The sequence below is a fragment of the Alkalicoccobacillus plakortidis genome, assembly GCF_023703085.1.
Lineage (GTDB): Bacteria > Bacillota > Bacilli > Bacillales > Bacillaceae_D > Alkalicoccobacillus > Alkalicoccobacillus plakortidis.
Window position 1 is genome coordinate 869,874 of record NZ_JAMQJY010000001.1, and the last position, 15,885, is coordinate 885,758.

General features: G+C 38.3%; 11 protein-coding genes and 5 pseudogenes. 7 read left to right on the top strand and 9 right to left on the bottom strand.

Going from position 1 to position 15,885, the window contains the following annotated elements:
* Positions 1-126: 126 nt before the first annotated feature.
* Complete coding sequence (locus NDM98_RS04685; protein ID WP_285803881.1) at positions 127-1,743, top strand: BCCT family transporter; 1,617 nt, start codon at positions 127-129, stop codon at positions 1,741-1,743.
* Positions 1,744-1,903: 160 nt separating this feature from the next.
* On the top strand, positions 1,904-2,305 hold the full coding sequence (locus NDM98_RS04690) for a hypothetical protein (RefSeq protein ID WP_251604985.1): 402 nt from the start codon (positions 1,904-1,906) through the stop codon (positions 2,303-2,305).
* 313 nt (positions 2,306-2,618) lie between these two features.
* Here NDM98_RS04690 and lpdA read toward each other — a convergent pair.
* From lpdA to NDM98_RS04715, 5 genes and pseudogenes are all read right to left on the bottom strand, one after another.
* Positions 2,619-4,026 (bottom strand): annotated as a pseudogene (gene lpdA / locus NDM98_RS04695) (dihydrolipoyl dehydrogenase).
* Between the two features lie 4 nt (positions 4,027-4,030).
* A pseudogene (locus NDM98_RS04700) lies at positions 4,031-5,327 on the bottom strand (dihydrolipoamide acetyltransferase family protein).
* A 152-nt stretch (positions 5,328-5,479) separates the two neighbouring features.
* Positions 5,480-6,457: an alpha-ketoacid dehydrogenase subunit beta gene (locus NDM98_RS04705; RefSeq protein WP_251604987.1), complete on the bottom strand. Its 978-nt coding sequence runs from the start codon at positions 6,455-6,457 to the stop codon at positions 5,480-5,482.
* A 3-nt stretch (positions 6,458-6,460) separates the two neighbouring features.
* Positions 6,461-7,547 (bottom strand): annotated as a pseudogene (gene pdhA, locus NDM98_RS04710) (pyruvate dehydrogenase (acetyl-transferring) E1 component subunit alpha).
* 400 nt (positions 7,548-7,947) lie between these two features.
* Complete coding sequence (locus NDM98_RS04715) at positions 7,948-8,598, bottom strand: YkyA family protein (RefSeq protein ID WP_251604989.1); 651 nt, start codon at positions 8,596-8,598, stop codon at positions 7,948-7,950.
* A 178-nt stretch (positions 8,599-8,776) separates the two neighbouring features.
* Between NDM98_RS04715 and NDM98_RS04720 the strand changes: the two genes are divergently transcribed.
* The 4 genes and pseudogenes from NDM98_RS04720 (at position 8,777) to rnjA (ending at position 11,870) form a co-directional block, all read left to right on the top strand.
* Complete coding sequence (locus NDM98_RS04720) at positions 8,777-8,956, top strand: YjcZ family sporulation protein (protein WP_251604991.1); 180 nt, start codon at positions 8,777-8,779, stop codon at positions 8,954-8,956.
* Positions 8,957-9,077: 121 nt separating this feature from the next.
* A pseudogene (gene def, locus NDM98_RS04725) lies at positions 9,078-9,615 on the top strand (peptide deformylase).
* Positions 9,616-9,985: 370 nt separating this feature from the next.
* The gene (locus tag NDM98_RS04730; protein WP_251604993.1) at positions 9,986-10,198 is read left to right on the top strand and encodes a DNA-directed RNA polymerase subunit epsilon; all 213 of its coding nucleotides are present in this window, start codon (positions 9,986-9,988) and stop codon (positions 10,196-10,198) included.
* A gap of 3 nt (positions 10,199-10,201) precedes the next feature.
* Positions 10,202-11,870: pseudogene (gene rnjA, locus NDM98_RS04735) on the top strand (ribonuclease J1).
* Between the two features lie 242 nt (positions 11,871-12,112).
* On the opposite strand, the gene NDM98_RS04740 reads toward rnjA, so the two are convergent.
* Positions 12,113-12,565, bottom strand: coding sequence for a redoxin domain-containing protein (locus tag NDM98_RS04740; protein ID WP_251604995.1), 453 nt, complete (start codon positions 12,563-12,565; stop codon positions 12,113-12,115).
* 82 nt (positions 12,566-12,647) lie between these two features.
* Positions 12,648-13,193: a peroxiredoxin gene (locus NDM98_RS04745; RefSeq protein WP_251604998.1), complete on the bottom strand. Its 546-nt coding sequence runs from the start codon at positions 13,191-13,193 to the stop codon at positions 12,648-12,650.
* Between the two features lie 320 nt (positions 13,194-13,513).
* On the opposite strand from NDM98_RS04745, the gene NDM98_RS04750 reads away from it, so the two are divergent.
* Entirely contained in the window at positions 13,514-14,323 is an 810-nt protein-coding gene (locus NDM98_RS04750) for a mechanosensitive ion channel family protein (RefSeq protein ID WP_251608949.1), read from the top strand.
* Between the two features lie 44 nt (positions 14,324-14,367).
* Here the strand turns inward: NDM98_RS04750 and NDM98_RS04755 are convergent, their stop codons facing one another.
* Both NDM98_RS04755 and NDM98_RS04760 read right to left on the bottom strand, forming a co-directional pair.
* Positions 14,368-15,462: a helix-turn-helix domain-containing protein gene (locus NDM98_RS04755; RefSeq protein WP_251604999.1), complete on the bottom strand. Its 1,095-nt coding sequence runs from the start codon at positions 15,460-15,462 to the stop codon at positions 14,368-14,370.
* 129 nt (positions 15,463-15,591) lie between these two features.
* Positions 15,592-15,843 (bottom strand): YkuS family protein, encoded by a 252-nt coding sequence (locus tag NDM98_RS04760; protein ID WP_251605000.1) that lies wholly within the window; start codon positions 15,841-15,843, stop codon positions 15,592-15,594.
* Between the last annotated feature and the right edge of the window lie 42 nt (positions 15,844-15,885).

Below are 15,885 nucleotides of genomic sequence, written 5' to 3' on the forward strand. Positions count from 1 at the left end.
TTGTCGTTTTTGAGGTACATATCTCTTTGATATGATTGTTTTTAATCGTTATATTCGGTTTGTGATTATTACGTAATTATGATAGCGTAGGGAACGTTGCACATCTTTCGAGGAGGAGAAAAGAATTTGAAAAACACGACATCAGTATTTATGATTTCTATTATTATTGCTATAGCTTTTATTTTATGGGGAGTTTTACTTCCAAATAATCTTGACTCCGTTACATCGACTGTTCAAGGATTTTTAACGGGTCAATTAGGTTGGTTTTATTTATTAGCTGCCACCTTTTTTGTAGGGTTTTCTATCTATCTTATCTTTAGCCCATATGGAAAAATCAAACTGGGTAAACCCGATGAAAAACCTCAATATAGCTTTTTGACTTGGTTTGCATTCTTGTTTACTGTTGGCATGGGGATCGGTCTTGTATTCTGGGGGGCGGCTGAACCGATCAGCCATCTAAACACCCCATTTAGAGCAGATCCAGGTACTAACCAAGCTGCAGCAGAAGCCATACAGTACTCTATGTTCCACTGGGGTATTCATCCTTGGGCGATTTATTCTGTTGTTGCATTGTGCCTTGCTTACTTTCAGTTTAGAAAAGACGAACCGGCTATGTTTAGCTCAACACTTCGTCCACTGGTAGGAAATAGAGTTGATGGAGGACTAGGTACCACTATTAATGTATTTGTTGTCATAGCAACTGTTTTTGGTGTAGCTACCTCTCTAGGCTTTGGAGCAGCACAAATTTCAGGAGGCTTAGGGTTCCTATTTCCATCTATCTTAAATCTTAACCCTACATTTCTTAATTTGATTGTCATTGTTATTGTAACAATATTGTTCAGTGTATCTGCTCTTACTGGTATTGATAAAGGTATTCGATATTTGAGTAATCTTAATGTCTACCTTGCAATAGCACTTATGTTATTTGTTCTTTTTGCTGGATCAACAGCATATATGATGGGTGTCTTCACACAAGGAATTGGTAATTATCTTCAAAACTTCATTAACATGAGTTTTTCACTTGATATTTATGATTCAGAAAATACATGGATTCAAGACTGGACTTTATTTTATTGGGCTTGGTGGATTTCTTGGTCTCCATTTGTTGGATCATTTATTGCTCGTGTTTCAAGAGGGCGTACAATTAGAGAGTTCGTTATTGGTGTTATAGCCGTACCTGCACTTTTCGGGGCATTATGGTTTAGTGTTTTTGGCGGAGCCGGCATACAGCTTGAAAGAATCGGTAGCGGTATAGGTGAGATGATTGCAACATCAGGTGAGGAAGTTGCTTTGTTCGCTCTACTAGAGCAATTCCCGTTTACTATGTTTGTATCTTTAGTTGCATTAGTATTAATAGGCTCATTTTTTGTAACGTCTGCAGACTCAGCTACAGTTGTTCTAGGCATGCAAACGACTGGTGGTATGCTTAATCCTCCAAATGTTGTTAAATTGGTATGGGGTCTCGTTATTTCTGGAACTGCTGCAGTTCTACTAACGTCTGAACAAGGACTGAATGCCCTTCAAACTACCGCAATCATAGGAGCCTTTCCATTTACGTTCATTATGATTATGATGGTTGTCGCATTAATGAAGTCACTTGGAGACGAGAAACCACTTCTAGCTCAAGATAAAGAACGTCTTCGTCAAGAACGCGCTAGATTAAAAAGTGAGCAAAATAAACTAAAAGAAGAAAAAGAGAAATTTCGTAAGGCGAAGATCGATAGCCTTAAAAATAAAAAATAAATAAAGAAAGCCGAGATTTTAACACTATTCTCGGCTTTCTTTTTACTATCTATTTCTATTTCATTACATTTATGTTACTTTCCATCTTGTTAGATCGAAACATGATAAACTGAAAATATTGATTGTTAAGTTAAGACATACTGAAGGGAAGTGAGAGAGATTGAATAAGTGGCTAATTATACTGAGTTCTTGTGCACTGTTAATACTGACAAGCTGTATTGCTGCGTCAACCTCACCCTCCAGCCCTATTAGTCAAACACAAGAAGACGCCCCTGTTGCAGTCCTTTTTTCAGATGCTGACAATCCGGAACGTGAACAAGAAACTAATTACTACGATGCTCTTATTGAACTGAGTAGCGATTATCCAGATGAAATGCCCGAGCTAGTTATTGTTGATTCATCTGATCAAGAAAAGATTCAGTATTACGATATTGTACAATTTCCAACCATCCTCTGTCTTGATGGTGAAGATATTTCACTTAGAATTGAGGGTATGAATAAAAAAGAAGAAATCTTAATGCTTTTATCTAATCTTCTAGAACTTAACATAAAAATGGGATAAGCACTCAAAAAATCTTCTATAGCAGAAGGTTTTTTTATTTTGTATCTAAATAGAGGTTGGAACAGATGTATCCTGATAACCTAAAAAGATAAGCGATCCTAATTTGATTATGATCGTTCATCTTTTGGCTTGGTTTCAAATGAAACCTGAGATAAGTAAAAACCAAGCTTAGGGCGTAAATGGGGGCTCACGTGAGGCTTCATATACTCACCCGTCGCCCTGCGCGTACGGTGAGTATATCCGCTGCTGCTGTAGCTTTATCCATTTTAAAATGGATAAAAAACCTCCCAAATGAATGGGAGGTTTTTAATGATTACATGATATGGATAGGAGATCCTAGTGCAACTTCAGCTGCTTCCATAGTGATTTCACCAAGTGTTGGATGTGCATGAATAGTAAGTGCGATGTCTTCTGCAGTCATACCAGTTTCAATTGCAAGTCCTAACTCAGCAATCACGTCAGATGCGTTTACACCAGCAACCTGTGCTCCAATTAGTAATCCATCTTCTTTACGAGTGATAAGCTTCATGAAGCCTTCAGTATCATTAAGAGATAGAGCACGTCCGTTGGCAGCGTAAGGGAACTTAGATGCTTTTACATCGTAGCCAGCTTCTTTTGCTTCTGCTTCTGTGTAACCAACTGTTGCAAGCTCTGGATCAGAGAAACAAACAGCAGGAATACCTAGATAGTCGATCTCAGACTTTTCGCCAGAGATTACTTCTGCAGCCACTTTACCTTCATAAGAAGCTTTGTGAGCAAGTGCAGGACCTTCTACGATATCACCAATAGCAAAGATGTTCTTAACACTTGTACGAGTTTGCTTATCGATTTTGATTAGACCACGGTCTGTCATTTCGATACCAATTGCTTCAAGTCCAAGCTCTTCTGTGTTGGCTTTTCGGCCAACTGTAACCAATAGGTAATCAGCATCAATTACTTGCTCTTCCCCTTTGATTTCAGCTTTTACTTTTACGCCATCAGCAGACTCTTCAACTCCAAGTGCTTTCGCATCTGTGTGAATCGTTACGTTGTTCTTCTTCAAGCGTTTTTCAACTAACTTGGCCATTTGCTTCTCGAATCCAGGAAGAATTTGCTTCGCCCCTTCAACAATAACTACTTCAGCACCAAGATTTGAATAAGCACCAGCTAACTCAACGCCGATGTATCCACCACCGATTACAACCATTTTCTTAGGTACTTCTTTAAGAGCAAGAGCACCTGTAGAACTGATTACACGATCAGTAAATTTGAAAGATGGAAGTTCAATCGGGCTTGAACCTGTAGCGATGATGCAGTTCTTAAATTTGTATGTTGTCGCGCTGTTTTCATCAGCAACTTTAACTGTATCTTCAGAAGAGAAATAAGCTTCTCCTTGAACATAATCAATTTTGTTCCCTTTGAAAAGGCCTTTAACTCCACCAGTTAGTTTATCAACAACTGATGATTTCCATTCTTGAACTTTTTCGAAGTTAACAGTAACATTTTCTGCTACAATTCCGATATCGTCAGAATGTTGAGCCGTGTGGAACTTGTGTCCAAGCTGAGATAAGAGCTTTTGAAGGAATACAACCTACGTTTAAGCAAACTCCACCGATTGTCCCTTTTTCTACAACTGTTACTTTCTGTCCAAGCTGAGCAGCACGAATTGCTGCTACATAACCTCCTGGACCTGAACCAATGATTAGTGTATCTACTTCGTTAGCGAAATCTCCTACAACCATTTGTTTAACCCTCCATTAAAAGTAATTGCGGATCGTTTAACAAGCGTTTTACATGATTGACTGCGTTTTGTGCTGTTACTCCATCAATTAGACGGTGGTCATAACTGAATGATAGTGCAAGCATTGTTGCCACAACAATCTCCCCGTTTTTCACAACTGCTTTGTCTTCAATACGGCCAATACCTAGAATAGCTACTTCCGGATGGTTGATTACTGGTGTGAACCACTGTCCACGAGCTGAACCAAGGTTAGAGATCGTGATTGATCCGCCTTTCATTTCAGCGCCAGAAAGTTTACCATCACGTGCTTTAACAGCTAGATCATTGATGTCATCAGCAAGCTCATAGATAGACTTACGATCAGCATTTTTCACAACTGGTACAACAAGCCCTTGCTCTGTATCAGCAGCGATTCCGATATTGAAGTACTTCTTGTAAACAATCTCTTGTGCATCGTCATCAATAGAAGCATTAAGTGCTGGATACTTTTTGATAGCTGATGTTAAAGCTTTTACAACGTAAGGAAGGTACGTAAGCTTTGTGCCTTGTTCAGCCGCTTGCTCTTTGTACTGCTTACGATGTGAAACAAGATTTGTTACTTCGATTTCATCCAAGTGAGTTACGTGTGGAGCAGTGTGCTTGGAGTTAACCATTGCTTTAGCAATAGCCTTACGAATTCCTTTAAGTGGAACACGCTCTTCAAGCTCTTCAGAAGATGCAGCTTGGAGCAGGTGTAGATGCAGAAGAAGTTGCTTTTTCTTCTTTCTCTTCAGATGCTTCTGTAGTTGCTGATGGTTGATCACCAGACAGATACGCTTCAATGTCTTCTTTAAGAACTCGTCCGTTTTTACCAGAACCACTTACAGCTTGGATTTTAACGTCTTTCTCACGAGCAAATTTACGCACAGAAGGCATAGCGATCACACGACTGTCATCGTTGCTATCTTCTGACTTAGCTTCTTTTGAAGTATCTGCAGATTTCTCTTCTTTAGAAGATGACTCTTCCTTAGAAGTTTCCTCTTTAGACTCTTCTTCTTTTGAAGGTGCAGCATCGCCAGAACCGTCATCAATTGTTAGGATAACATCTCCAACAACACTAACCGTTCCTTCTTCAACTTTTACTTCAATGATCTTACCGTCAACTGGAGAAGGAAGTTCAACAACAGATTTGTCGTTTTGTACTTCTAAAAGGATATCATCCTCTTTTACTTCGTCTCCTGCTTTTACAAACCACTTTACGATTTCACCTTCGTGGATACCTTCTCCCACTTCCGGAAGTTTATATTCATATGCCAAGCTCAAGCGCCTCCTTCATTATACCTTGATTTCTGTTCGTGTAAAAGGAAAGAACGACACCAAGTGACAGATATTCGACATGTACAACATAGACAAATGCCTTATCACAAGGTTTCGTTTCCTTTTTTGCTAAGAGCCTTACTATTTAATTCATTTAATTAAAAGTTTACAACTTCTTTTGCTTTTTCAACGATGTCTTTATGGTTAGGCAACCATAGGTCTTCCGCTGTAGCAAAAGCGTAAATAGTATCAGGTGCTGTCACACGTAATACTGGTGCTTCAAGAGAAAGAATCGCACGTTCAGTAATTTCAGCAACCACATTAGCAGCAATACCTGCTTGCTTTTGTGCTTCTTGAACAACAATTGCACGGTTTGTTTTTTCAACAGAAGCGATTACTGTTTCAACATCAAACGGGCTAACTGTCATTAAATCAATTACTTCTGCTTCGATTCCATCTTCAGCAAGCTCTTCAGCTGCTTTAAGTGAAGCTTGTACCATTGCGCCGTAAGCAACAATCGTAATGTCTTTACCTTCGCGCTTAATGTCTGCTTTTCCAAGCTCAATTGTGTACTCTTCCTCAGGAACCTCTTGACGGAAAGAACGGTACAATTTCATGTGCTCAAGGAATACAACAGGATCATTATCACGAATAGAAGAAATGATTAATCCTTTTGCGTCATAGGGATTTGAAGGAATAACAACTTTAAGACCAGGAGTCTGAGCCATAAGACCTTCTAGAGAATCCGCATGCATCTCAGGTGTTTTTACACCGCCACCAAATGGTGAACGAATTGTAATTGGCATTGTTTGTTTGCCACCTGAGCGATAACGCCAACGAGACATTTGTCCAGCAACAGAATCAAATACTTCAAATACAAATCCGAAGAATTGAATTTCCATAACAGGACGGTGGTCAGTTAAAGCAAGACCAATTGCTAATCCACCAATACCAGACTCAGCAAGTGGTGTATCAAATACACGATCCTCACCGAATTCTTTTTGAAGGTTTTCTGTTACACGGAATACTCCGCCGTTATTACCTACATCTTCACCAAAAACAAGTACATCTTCATTTGCTTTAAGCTCATTACGAAGACCATCCGTAATGGCTTGAGCCATTGTCCAATTACCCATGACTTAATTCGACTCCTTTGCCGTAAATTCTTCCAATTGCTCGCGAATATTAACAGGAGCTTCTTCAAACATATTATTAAGCATTCCAGTTACCTTCATCTTAGGCTCTTGGTCCGCTTTTTTGATTGCTTCTTTAATTTCTTCTTTTGCTTTTTCGGTTACTTCGTTTTCTTGCTCTTCACTCCAAAGCTTTTTGCCTTCAAGGAATTTGCGGAAACGAATAAGTGGATCTTTTTTCGCCCACTCATCATCTTCTTCAGATGTACGGTAGCGAGTTGGATCGTCACCAGCCATAGTATGAGCACCATAACGATAAGTAAGTGTTTCAATCAATGTAGGACCTTCACCAGCAAGAGCACGCTTACGAGCCTCAGTTGTTGCTGCGTATACAGCAAGAACATCCATTCCATCAACTTGAATGCCTTCAATACCAGCAGCTACAGCTTTTTGTGCAATTGTTTTTGCAGCTGATTGCTTTTCAACAGGTACTGAGATAGCAAAACGGTTATTTTGAACAATAAACACTGCCGGTGCATTGTACGCGCCTGCAAAGTTCATTCCTTCATAGAAGTCCCCTTGAGAAGCTCCACCGTCACCAGTGTAAGTAATACAAATATTTTCTTTCTTTTTACGTTTAAGTCCAAGTGCTACTCCAAGCCGTTTGCACAATTTGTGCACCGATGATGATTTGCGGAACTGCCACATTTAAGCCATCCGGAAATTCACTACCAGCGACATGTCCACGAGACCAAAGAAATGCTTGATAAAGTGGTAGACCATGGAATACAAGTTGAGGGATATCACGGTAACCTGGAAGAATCCAGTCCTCTTTGTCTAATGCAAAATGTGAACCAAGCATAGAAGCTTCTTGTCCAGCCATTGGTGCATAGAAACCAAGGCGACCTTGACGATTTAATGCAATCGCACGTTGATCCCAAATACGCGTATAAACCATACGACGCATAATCTCCTGTAATTGTTCGTCGCTTAGATCAGGCATTGCTGATTCATTTACGACTTCGCCTTCCTCATTTAGAATTTGGAAGGTTTCAAATTGCTCTTCTACTTGCTCAATGGTTTTTGTACTCAATTTGTCCACCTCATCCTTTCATTTTCATCGTTCGCGTTAGTCCATATCTTTTGTGCAAGAAACTACAAAGTTCACTCAGTTAGGATACCCAATGTCTAAAGATCCATAACCTCAATATTGCTTATCTAAACGTTTTTTGTATTGTTTGTTGCACTAGTGATATATAGAGACAAAAGCGACCTAAAAACATCTAAAACTTAGAGTATAACTGTATTAGTAATAAAATAGAAATACTGATACACTCGTCTACTTGATCTAGTCTACCTTACAGTCACTAATACAGTCAATTCTTTTGTATTAATTAGAAAGACAACGTTTGTATTCCGGCACATTTTTGTTAAAAACCCATCTGTGTTATACAGCACATCTAAATATACTGGTACAGTTTAGCTCAATTGTGTTAGTTAAACGTCACATCTAAGTCCGCTGATTCATAAAAGGTTCGTTTTGTCTGGTTATATGTATCCGTCAAGCTGTTAAATTGCTCTGTAGCGTCAGTTATCTCTTGATATTTGCTGTTCACTTGTTCAATTTGATCCTCTAGCTCGCTTACATCTAAATCCTCTTGGCCAAGTAGTTGGTATAATTGTTCATCTAAATCCAGTGACTCTGCGTATAGTCCATTCAAAGTGGTGTAACTTTCATATCGGTTATCCATGGCTTCTTGAACGTCGTTTGCAAGATTTCTTGTTTCTTCGTTATCAATGCTTTCAAATTCAGCTTCTGCTTTTGAAGCTTCCTCATAACCTGCTTCAATACCTTTTTTCTCTTCTTCGAGCAATTCACGTCTTGTTTCAACAGATTCTAATAATTGATCAGTCAATGAAACAATTGAATCATATTCGTCCATTCCAAGCTCAATTACTTCTTCATACCATCCTTGTTCTTGTTGTTCTGCTTCCTGCAATAAGGATTGTTGTTCTGCAAATACCGATTCTTCCTCTACTGCAGCTTCAAAATGATCATAGACAGTTTGCTCTGGGTCAGTGCTACATGCTGCAAGCATAGCTCCTAATGAAACGACAGAGAGTAGTCCTACTATTTTTTTCATATTAATGTACCTCCTATTCAAACGTCCTCTAAATTTTGACACATGTTGAGAAAGCCCGTCAATGAAAATAAACAAAGCAAATATAATCATTATGGGCATTCGTCCAGCCATAATTTTTTTTTTGCATATGGTATGAGTGAATCGTCTATTAGGCGATAAATTAAAGGAGGTTTTTTAAATGGGATATGGATATGGTGGACATTGTGACGAATGTTATGATCCTTGTGGATATGGATACGGTGGACCAGTAGGTGGATATGGACACGAAAAAGGTGGAAAAGGCTTTGCTTTAATCGTTGTTCTGTTTATTCTTCTTATCATTGTTGGAGCTTGCGGACTTGGCGGAGGATACAAATAAGAACTCTTTTTAGAGGATAAGGGGTGAGACTCCCCTTCTTACATAGCTATTTTATCAATAACTCTTGCTATTTCTGTCACTTCTTTTTAAAGTATAGCTAGAGATTAAAGGAGTGAATCGAATGTTAACAATGAAAGATATTGTACGTGAGGGAAATCCGGTTCTTCGAAAAGTTGCTGAGCCTGTTTCTATACCTCCATCCCAAGAGGATATTGATACCTTAAATGAAATGCTTGAATACCTAATTAACAGCCAAGATCCTGAGATCTCCGAGAAATACGATCTTCGTCCTGGAATCGGGATTGCCGCGCCACAAATTGGTGTATCTAAACGTATGTTTGCCCTTCATCTTATTGATGAAGCGGATAATGAATATAGTTTAGGATTGATTAATCCAAGAATAATTAGCCATTCAGTTGAAGAAACACATCTTGATAACGGTGAAGGCTGCTTATCTGTTGAACGAACCATCGAGGGTTTAGTACCACGGTATTCTCGGATTACCATAAAAGCAACAACTATTGAAGGGGAAGAAATCAAACTTCGCTTACGCGGCATCGCAGCTATCGCCTTTCAACATGAGCTTGGATCATTTAAATGGAATTATGTTTTATGACCGAATTGAAGGATTTGAAGATTCGTTAAAAAAAGAGCTATAAATGGAGAGGTAACCAAAGAGGCCACTTGCGCCTCTTTTTTTGTGTGTAATTATCAAAATTTACCTGAAACATTTTTATGACAAGCTACACATACTACATTTATACAATTCTATACGCCTAATATTCTTCTTAAAGGTGGAAAGGAGCCCAATCATGTTACGTAGATTAAAAAAGAGATTAATTAAAAACTGTCGAAATTTATTATCTAAAAATCGTCTACTTGAGGTTTAAAACCACTATTTCATGAGAAAACTGGATGGCTAAAGAGCTAACAAAACAGATGAATTTTAGCTTTCTAAAAAAGAATCAATGAAATAAACCAGGCATTGCTTTATAATGAGTGTTAAACAATGTCTAAGGAGAGGTAAGAATGAGTATATTTAAAGTATTTTTTCAAGAATCACCAAGCGAGGTTCCAGTCCGTGAATGGACACAGTCTGTTTATGTAGAAGGGGAATCAGAAGCAGACGTCCGCAAAAAACTAGCTTCTCGGCAATATAATATTGAATTTGTAACATTACTCTCTGGAGCTCATCTTGAATACGAGCAAAATAGCGAAGATTTCAAAACGGAGACTGTTTAATTAATGAAACAAACTAAAAATAACCAAACAGCCGTCTTTGCATTAGGTGGCTTGGGTGAAATTGGTAAAAATACGTATGCAGTCCAGTTTCAGGATGAAATTATCTTAATCGACGCCGGAATTATGTTTCCAGAGGACGAACTTCTCGGTATTGATTATGTCATCCCTGATTATAGCTATCTTGTTAAAAATGAAGATAAAATTAAAGGTCTTTTTATTACACACGGACATGAAGATCACATCGGTGGAGTCCCTTATTTATTAAAGGCCATTAATGTACCTATTTATGGTGGTAAATTGGCTCTTGGTTTGCTTAAAGGTAAACTGGAAGAGCATGGGCTGCTACGTTCAGCTAAGCTTCATGAAATTCATGAGGATGAGGTAGTAAAATTCACTAAAACATCCGTATCTTTTTTCCGAACAACGCATAGTATTCCTGATGCATACGGAATTGTCGTTAAGACACCCCCAGGTAATGTTGTACATACTGGTGACTTTAAATTTGACTTCACTCCTGTAGGAGAACCTGCTAACCTTACAAAAATGGCTAAAATCGGTGAAGAAGGTGTACTTTGCCTACTTTCCGATAGTACAAACAGTGAAATTCCTGAGTTCACAATGTCTGAACGCAAGGTTGGCGAAAGTATTGATGGTGTGTTCCGAAAAGTAGACGGCCGCATTATATTCGCTACTTTTGCGTCAAATATCCATCGTTTGCAGCAGGTGATTGAATCAGCTGTTATTCACGGACGTAAGGTAGCTGTATTTGGTCGAAGCATGGAATCAGCGATTAATATCGGTCAAGATCTCGGCTATATCTCGGCACCTAAAAATACATTCATTGATTATTCACAGCTGAATAAGCTTCCTGACAGTCAAGTTGTTATTTTGTGTACGGGCAGTCAAGGGGAGCCAATGGCCGCCCTATCTCGTATTGCTTTTGGTACACACAGACAAATACAAATCATTCCTGGTGATACAGTTGTCTTTTCTTCTTCACCAATCCCAGGAAACACATTAAGTGTAAGCAAAACAATTAACCAGCTGTACCGAGCTTGGTGCAAATGTTATACACGGACCATTAAGCGATATCCATACTTCCGGTCACGGTGGTCAGGAAGAACAAAAATTAATGCTTCGCTTAATGAAACCAAAATATTTTCTTCCGATTCATGGAGAATATAGAATGCTTAAAATGCATAGTAAGCTTGCACAAGATTGTGGTGTTGCACCAGAAAATTGCTTTATTATGGATAACGGTGATGTGCTTGCCCTTCATCCAGATGAAGCTGGTGTAACTGGTAAAGTACCGTCTGGTTCTGTTTATGTCGATGGAAACGGAATCGGGGATATCGGTAATATTGTGCTTCGTGATAGAAGAATTCTTTCTGAAGAAGGACTCGTTATCATTGTTGTTAGTTTAAATATGAAAGAATTTAAGGTAACAGCAGGACCAGATATTATCTCACGTGGCTTTGTATACATGCGCGAATCTAGTGATTTAATCTATGAAGCCCAGAAGCTATTGGCTAAACATCTTGCCAATGTGATGGAACGTAAAACGACACAATGGTCTGAGATTAAAAACGAATTGGCTGATACATTAGGTCCTTTCCTATACGAACGTACTAAACGTAAGCCAATGATTTTGCCAATCATTATGGAAGTGTAAGAAGGTATTTAATTATTCTACAAAGAAGAACGGTCCTAAAAATCAGGATCGTTCTTTTTTGGGTTTCAATATACATATGCGAAAACGGGGATTCTGCAGTCATTCCGCTCCCGGGATGGGGGGCACGCTTTCCGTGGGCGGGCGTAGATTCTCCGTATACACCTCCCCTCTTCGTGATCATATCCCCAAAAATTACCCAAACAAAAAAAACCGCACATTATGCACGGTTTTTGAGTTACTCTCTATTCTTTAATTCCTAATACACGGTTCACACGTTTTGTCAGCATTTTCATACCGCCACCGCCTGCTTGGAAATGGCGAAGTTGACCTTCTTCGTCAAATACATAATAAGCTGGTACGTATTCATTTTCAAATGCATCTGTAAGTTTGTGCTCGTTATCAACAAAAATCGGTTGATCAATGCTGTGCTCTGCTGCCACTTTTTTAATCTCTTCAATATCTAGATCTTTTTCAGAGCGAGGCATATGAACAGCAATAACATTTAACTGATCTTTGTAGTTATCACGGAACTCATTAACATTTGGCATTGCTTCCTTACATAGTCCGCAGCTCACAGACCAAAAATGAATTAATGTTGGTTTTGTTCCAACTAGATCTTCTTTAGTTAGCTGACCGTTTAGCCATTCTGTTGCGCCATCAAGCTCTGGCATTTGTGAACGTAATTTTAAAGCCATAGTATGTCATCTCCTTAGATTTAGATAAAAGAAAAGGCCTAACAAGTAAACTGCTAGACCTTTTTAGACAACTCCAATCAACTTATAGAGTTGCTTGTCCTGGCTTCCAGTTTGCTGGGCAAAGTCCACCAGTTTGAAGTGCTTGAAGCACACGTAGAGTTTCATCTACATCGCGACCAATATCATTGTGGTTTACAACAGAATATTTTAGTTCGCCTTCTGGATCAATGATGAACAATCCACGAAGAGCGATACCTTCATCTTCAATTAATACACCGTACTCACGAGAGATTGCGTGGTTTGTATCAGCAGCAAGTGAGTAGTTTAAGTCACCAAGACCATTCTCATCACGTGAAGTGTTGATCCATGCTTTGTGAGTGTGGATTGTGTCAGTAGAAACACCAACAATCACAGCGTCAAGATCATCAAATTCATCATTACGGTCGCTCATTGATGTAATTTCAGTAGGACATACAAATGTAAAATCCATTGGATAGAAGAAAAGAACCGTCCATTTATCATTTTTCATATTTTCTTCAAGACTAACTCGTCCAAATTCTTTGTTTGGGAAAACAGCCTCCATATCAAATCGTGGTGCCTGTTTACCTACCATACGTTTATCAGACATTCAAAATTCCTCCCTCAACTAATTCAAAACTTTCTACCTTTGTTATTATAAAAGACACACTATTTTTAGTCAATATTAAATAATAATGAATTTAAATTAGTGTTTTCATCTATAATAAGCTCTACGATGTAGTGTACCCACTATATCAATGGTTAAACTTAAGTCGTGCATTTCTAAGTATACTTCTTTTTGCTTCAGTAAGGAAACGATATGCACTCATTTTCTCATTAGTCAACATTTGAGATTCTCATGTGCCTATGCTACGATTTAAGACGTTAAGGAATAATGTACATGTTGTAGGAGCTGATGTGAAAATGGATATGAATTGGTTAAACACTTTTAATTGGGGCGTCATTGCCATGGATGGTTTACTCTTAATCGGTAAATTACTCATAGCTTTTATAGCCTTTTATGTGGCGAGGGCAATTGGTCGAAAGGTCATCTCTCAATCCTTTACTAAAATGAAGAAACAACGAAATATCTCTGCAGGACGTAGCCATACTTTAGAGAAACTTACGGTTAACATCCTTTCCTATGTGCTGATTTTTATTTTAGTAACCTTTATAGCTGAAATGTTTGGCTTATCGCCAAGTGCCTTAATAGCCGGTGCTGGTGTGGTAGGGCTTGCTGTTGGTTTTGGTGCACAAGGTCTAGTAAGTGATGTTGTAACGGGCTTTTTTCTATTACTTGAGAAACAAGTGGATGTTGGTGACTATGTTACAGTAGCCGGTCTCGATGGGATTGTAGAAGAAGTCGGCCTAAGAACCACACAAATTCGTGGCTTTGACGGCACCCTCTATTTTATCCCTAACCGTAATATCACAGATGTTCACAATCATTCGCGCGGGAATATGCGAGCGTTGGTTGATGTCAGTATCCCATATGAAGAGAATATGGACGAAACCATTAAAGTAATTCAAGACGCCTGTGCCGATCTTGGTGACGTGAAAGAATTAATTAAAGAAGGACCGGACGTTGTCGGTGTAGAAGATCTGACCACCTCCCTTGTCACCATTCGTGTTATTGCAAAAACAGAGAATATGCACCAATGGACCGTAGAGCGCCACATACGTAAAGTGATTAAACAAGCAATGGATGAATATAAACGATCGAAAGAAGAAGACAATTAAACAAAAAGAAGTGGGAGCACAATCTTCCCGCTTCTTTTTTTGTACTATTTCCCGCTTTTTATCTCTTCTATCATCTTGATATATTGCAAATCGCCTATTCCGTATTGCGGAAACAGCGTAAACATTTTTCTTATCAAATCCATTTGCGGCATGTCCAAGTGATTTTTTATATACGAAGTCAATTCATTCTCTTTCTTCTGATAGTCAAGATATAACCTAATTCCTTGATACATAACAGGTATCATACGGTTTGTAGGAAGCTGTTTGTTAATCATCACTTGATTGTAGATGTCTTCAAAACCTCCAAGCTCAATTTCTGTTTCTTCCACATCAAATGACTGCTCTATTTCTTTGACCATATGAAAATATACTTTCCCTATATAACCCTGTTGTTCTAAGTATGCTAATAGTGTCAGCATATTCATCTGACAAAACATATCGTTACCAAACCATAAAATAATACACGTATATTTATTTTTAAATAAAGGTTCTAATGCAGTTATAACCGTCGTCTCGTATTCGTTGATTGGTACGTAATGTCCGGCCGCTCTTATTTTTATAAATTCTGGACTGAAAATCTCTTTACTCGTTTGATTAGAGCACATCGCTTCATTAAAAGGGACATAGTCACTATGCTCCATTAATTTCTCTTTACTAAATTCTTCATACATGAGTTGTCCATTCAACACATTTAATATATCTTGATCGAATTGCTGTTGTACTTTATTTTGTAAGGCTTCTATTTTCATTTTTTCGGATATATCCATTGAGAACACCCCTTTTACACCATTCATATTTAATTTTACTATGGTCTGTAATGGCTGTGGATTTTTTCGATAAGCGGCCGGGCTAATCCCGTATATTTTCTTAAATGCTCGTGTAAAAGCTTCTTGAGAAGAGAATCTATATTTGTAAGCAATATCAATCATTTTTTGATTTGATTCTTTTAGATCGATTGAAGCAAGATAAACTTTTCGAAGAGATATATATTTTTTTATCGTCATTCCGGCCAATTGATGGAATTTAAACGAACAATAATAAGGTGAGTAACCCATGTAACAACCTAATTCTTTTAATGAAAAGTCCTCAACCAAATGATTTTCTATCCAGTTAATCATTTTTTGCATCATTTCGTCCATATACACCTCCTTCCATCATTATAAAGGAGATGGATCTCTTATTTTTGATATAGGTTGTGTTTTATAAAAAAAGAACTGTAACACCGTCTAAATATCCGACAGATGTAACAGTTCTGTGTTTGAAAAAGATTATATTTGGCTTCCTAATGTATGCTCTACACGCTCACACACATCAGCTGCAGACATTCCATCTGCATTAATGACGGTTCCCTGCGTCACATGAGTTTGTATACCCATTACATTTTGATCTTGGCCTGATATTACACAGCAGTCACACGACTCGGCATCACTTTCTTGTTTAAGTGAAATGACTTCATGCCCTTTTGATGTTAATTCCTCGCTTACAGATGTTAAAGACTGTTCTACTCCAATACGAGCCATATAAAATTCCTCCTAGACATTAAATAGGTTGCGTTGCTAGCT

What these genes read in the sequence shown, in the direction of transcription:
- NDM98_RS04730 (WP_251604993.1), top strand. Translation starts at nt 9,986, where the DNA reads ATGAGTATATTTAAAGTATTTTTTCAAGAATCACCAAGCGAGGTTCCA.
- NDM98_RS04745 (WP_251604998.1), bottom strand. Translation starts at nt 13,193, where the DNA reads ATGTCTGATAAACGTATGGTAGGTAAACAGGCACCACGATTTGATATG.
- NDM98_RS04760 (WP_251605000.1), bottom strand. Translation starts at nt 15,843, where the DNA reads ATGGCTCGTATTGGAGTAGAACAGTCTTTAACATCTGTAAGCGAGGAA.
- NDM98_RS04715 (WP_251604989.1), bottom strand. Translation starts at nt 8,598, where the DNA reads ATGAAAAAAATAGTAGGACTACTCTCTGTCGTTTCATTAGGAGCTATG.
- NDM98_RS04720 (WP_251604991.1), top strand. Translation starts at nt 8,777, where the DNA reads ATGGGATATGGATATGGTGGACATTGTGACGAATGTTATGATCCTTGT.
- NDM98_RS04705 (WP_251604987.1), bottom strand. Translation starts at nt 6,457, where the DNA reads ATGGGTAATTGGACAATGGCTCAAGCCATTACGGATGGTCTTCGTAAT.
- NDM98_RS04755 (WP_251604999.1), bottom strand. Translation starts at nt 15,462, where the DNA reads ATGGACGAAATGATGCAAAAAATGATTAACTGGATAGAAAATCATTTG.
- NDM98_RS04740 (WP_251604995.1), bottom strand. Translation starts at nt 12,565, where the DNA reads ATGGCTTTAAAATTACGTTCACAAATGCCAGAGCTTGATGGCGCAACA.
- NDM98_RS04750 (WP_251608949.1), top strand. Translation starts at nt 13,514, where the DNA reads ATGAATTGGTTAAACACTTTTAATTGGGGCGTCATTGCCATGGATGGT.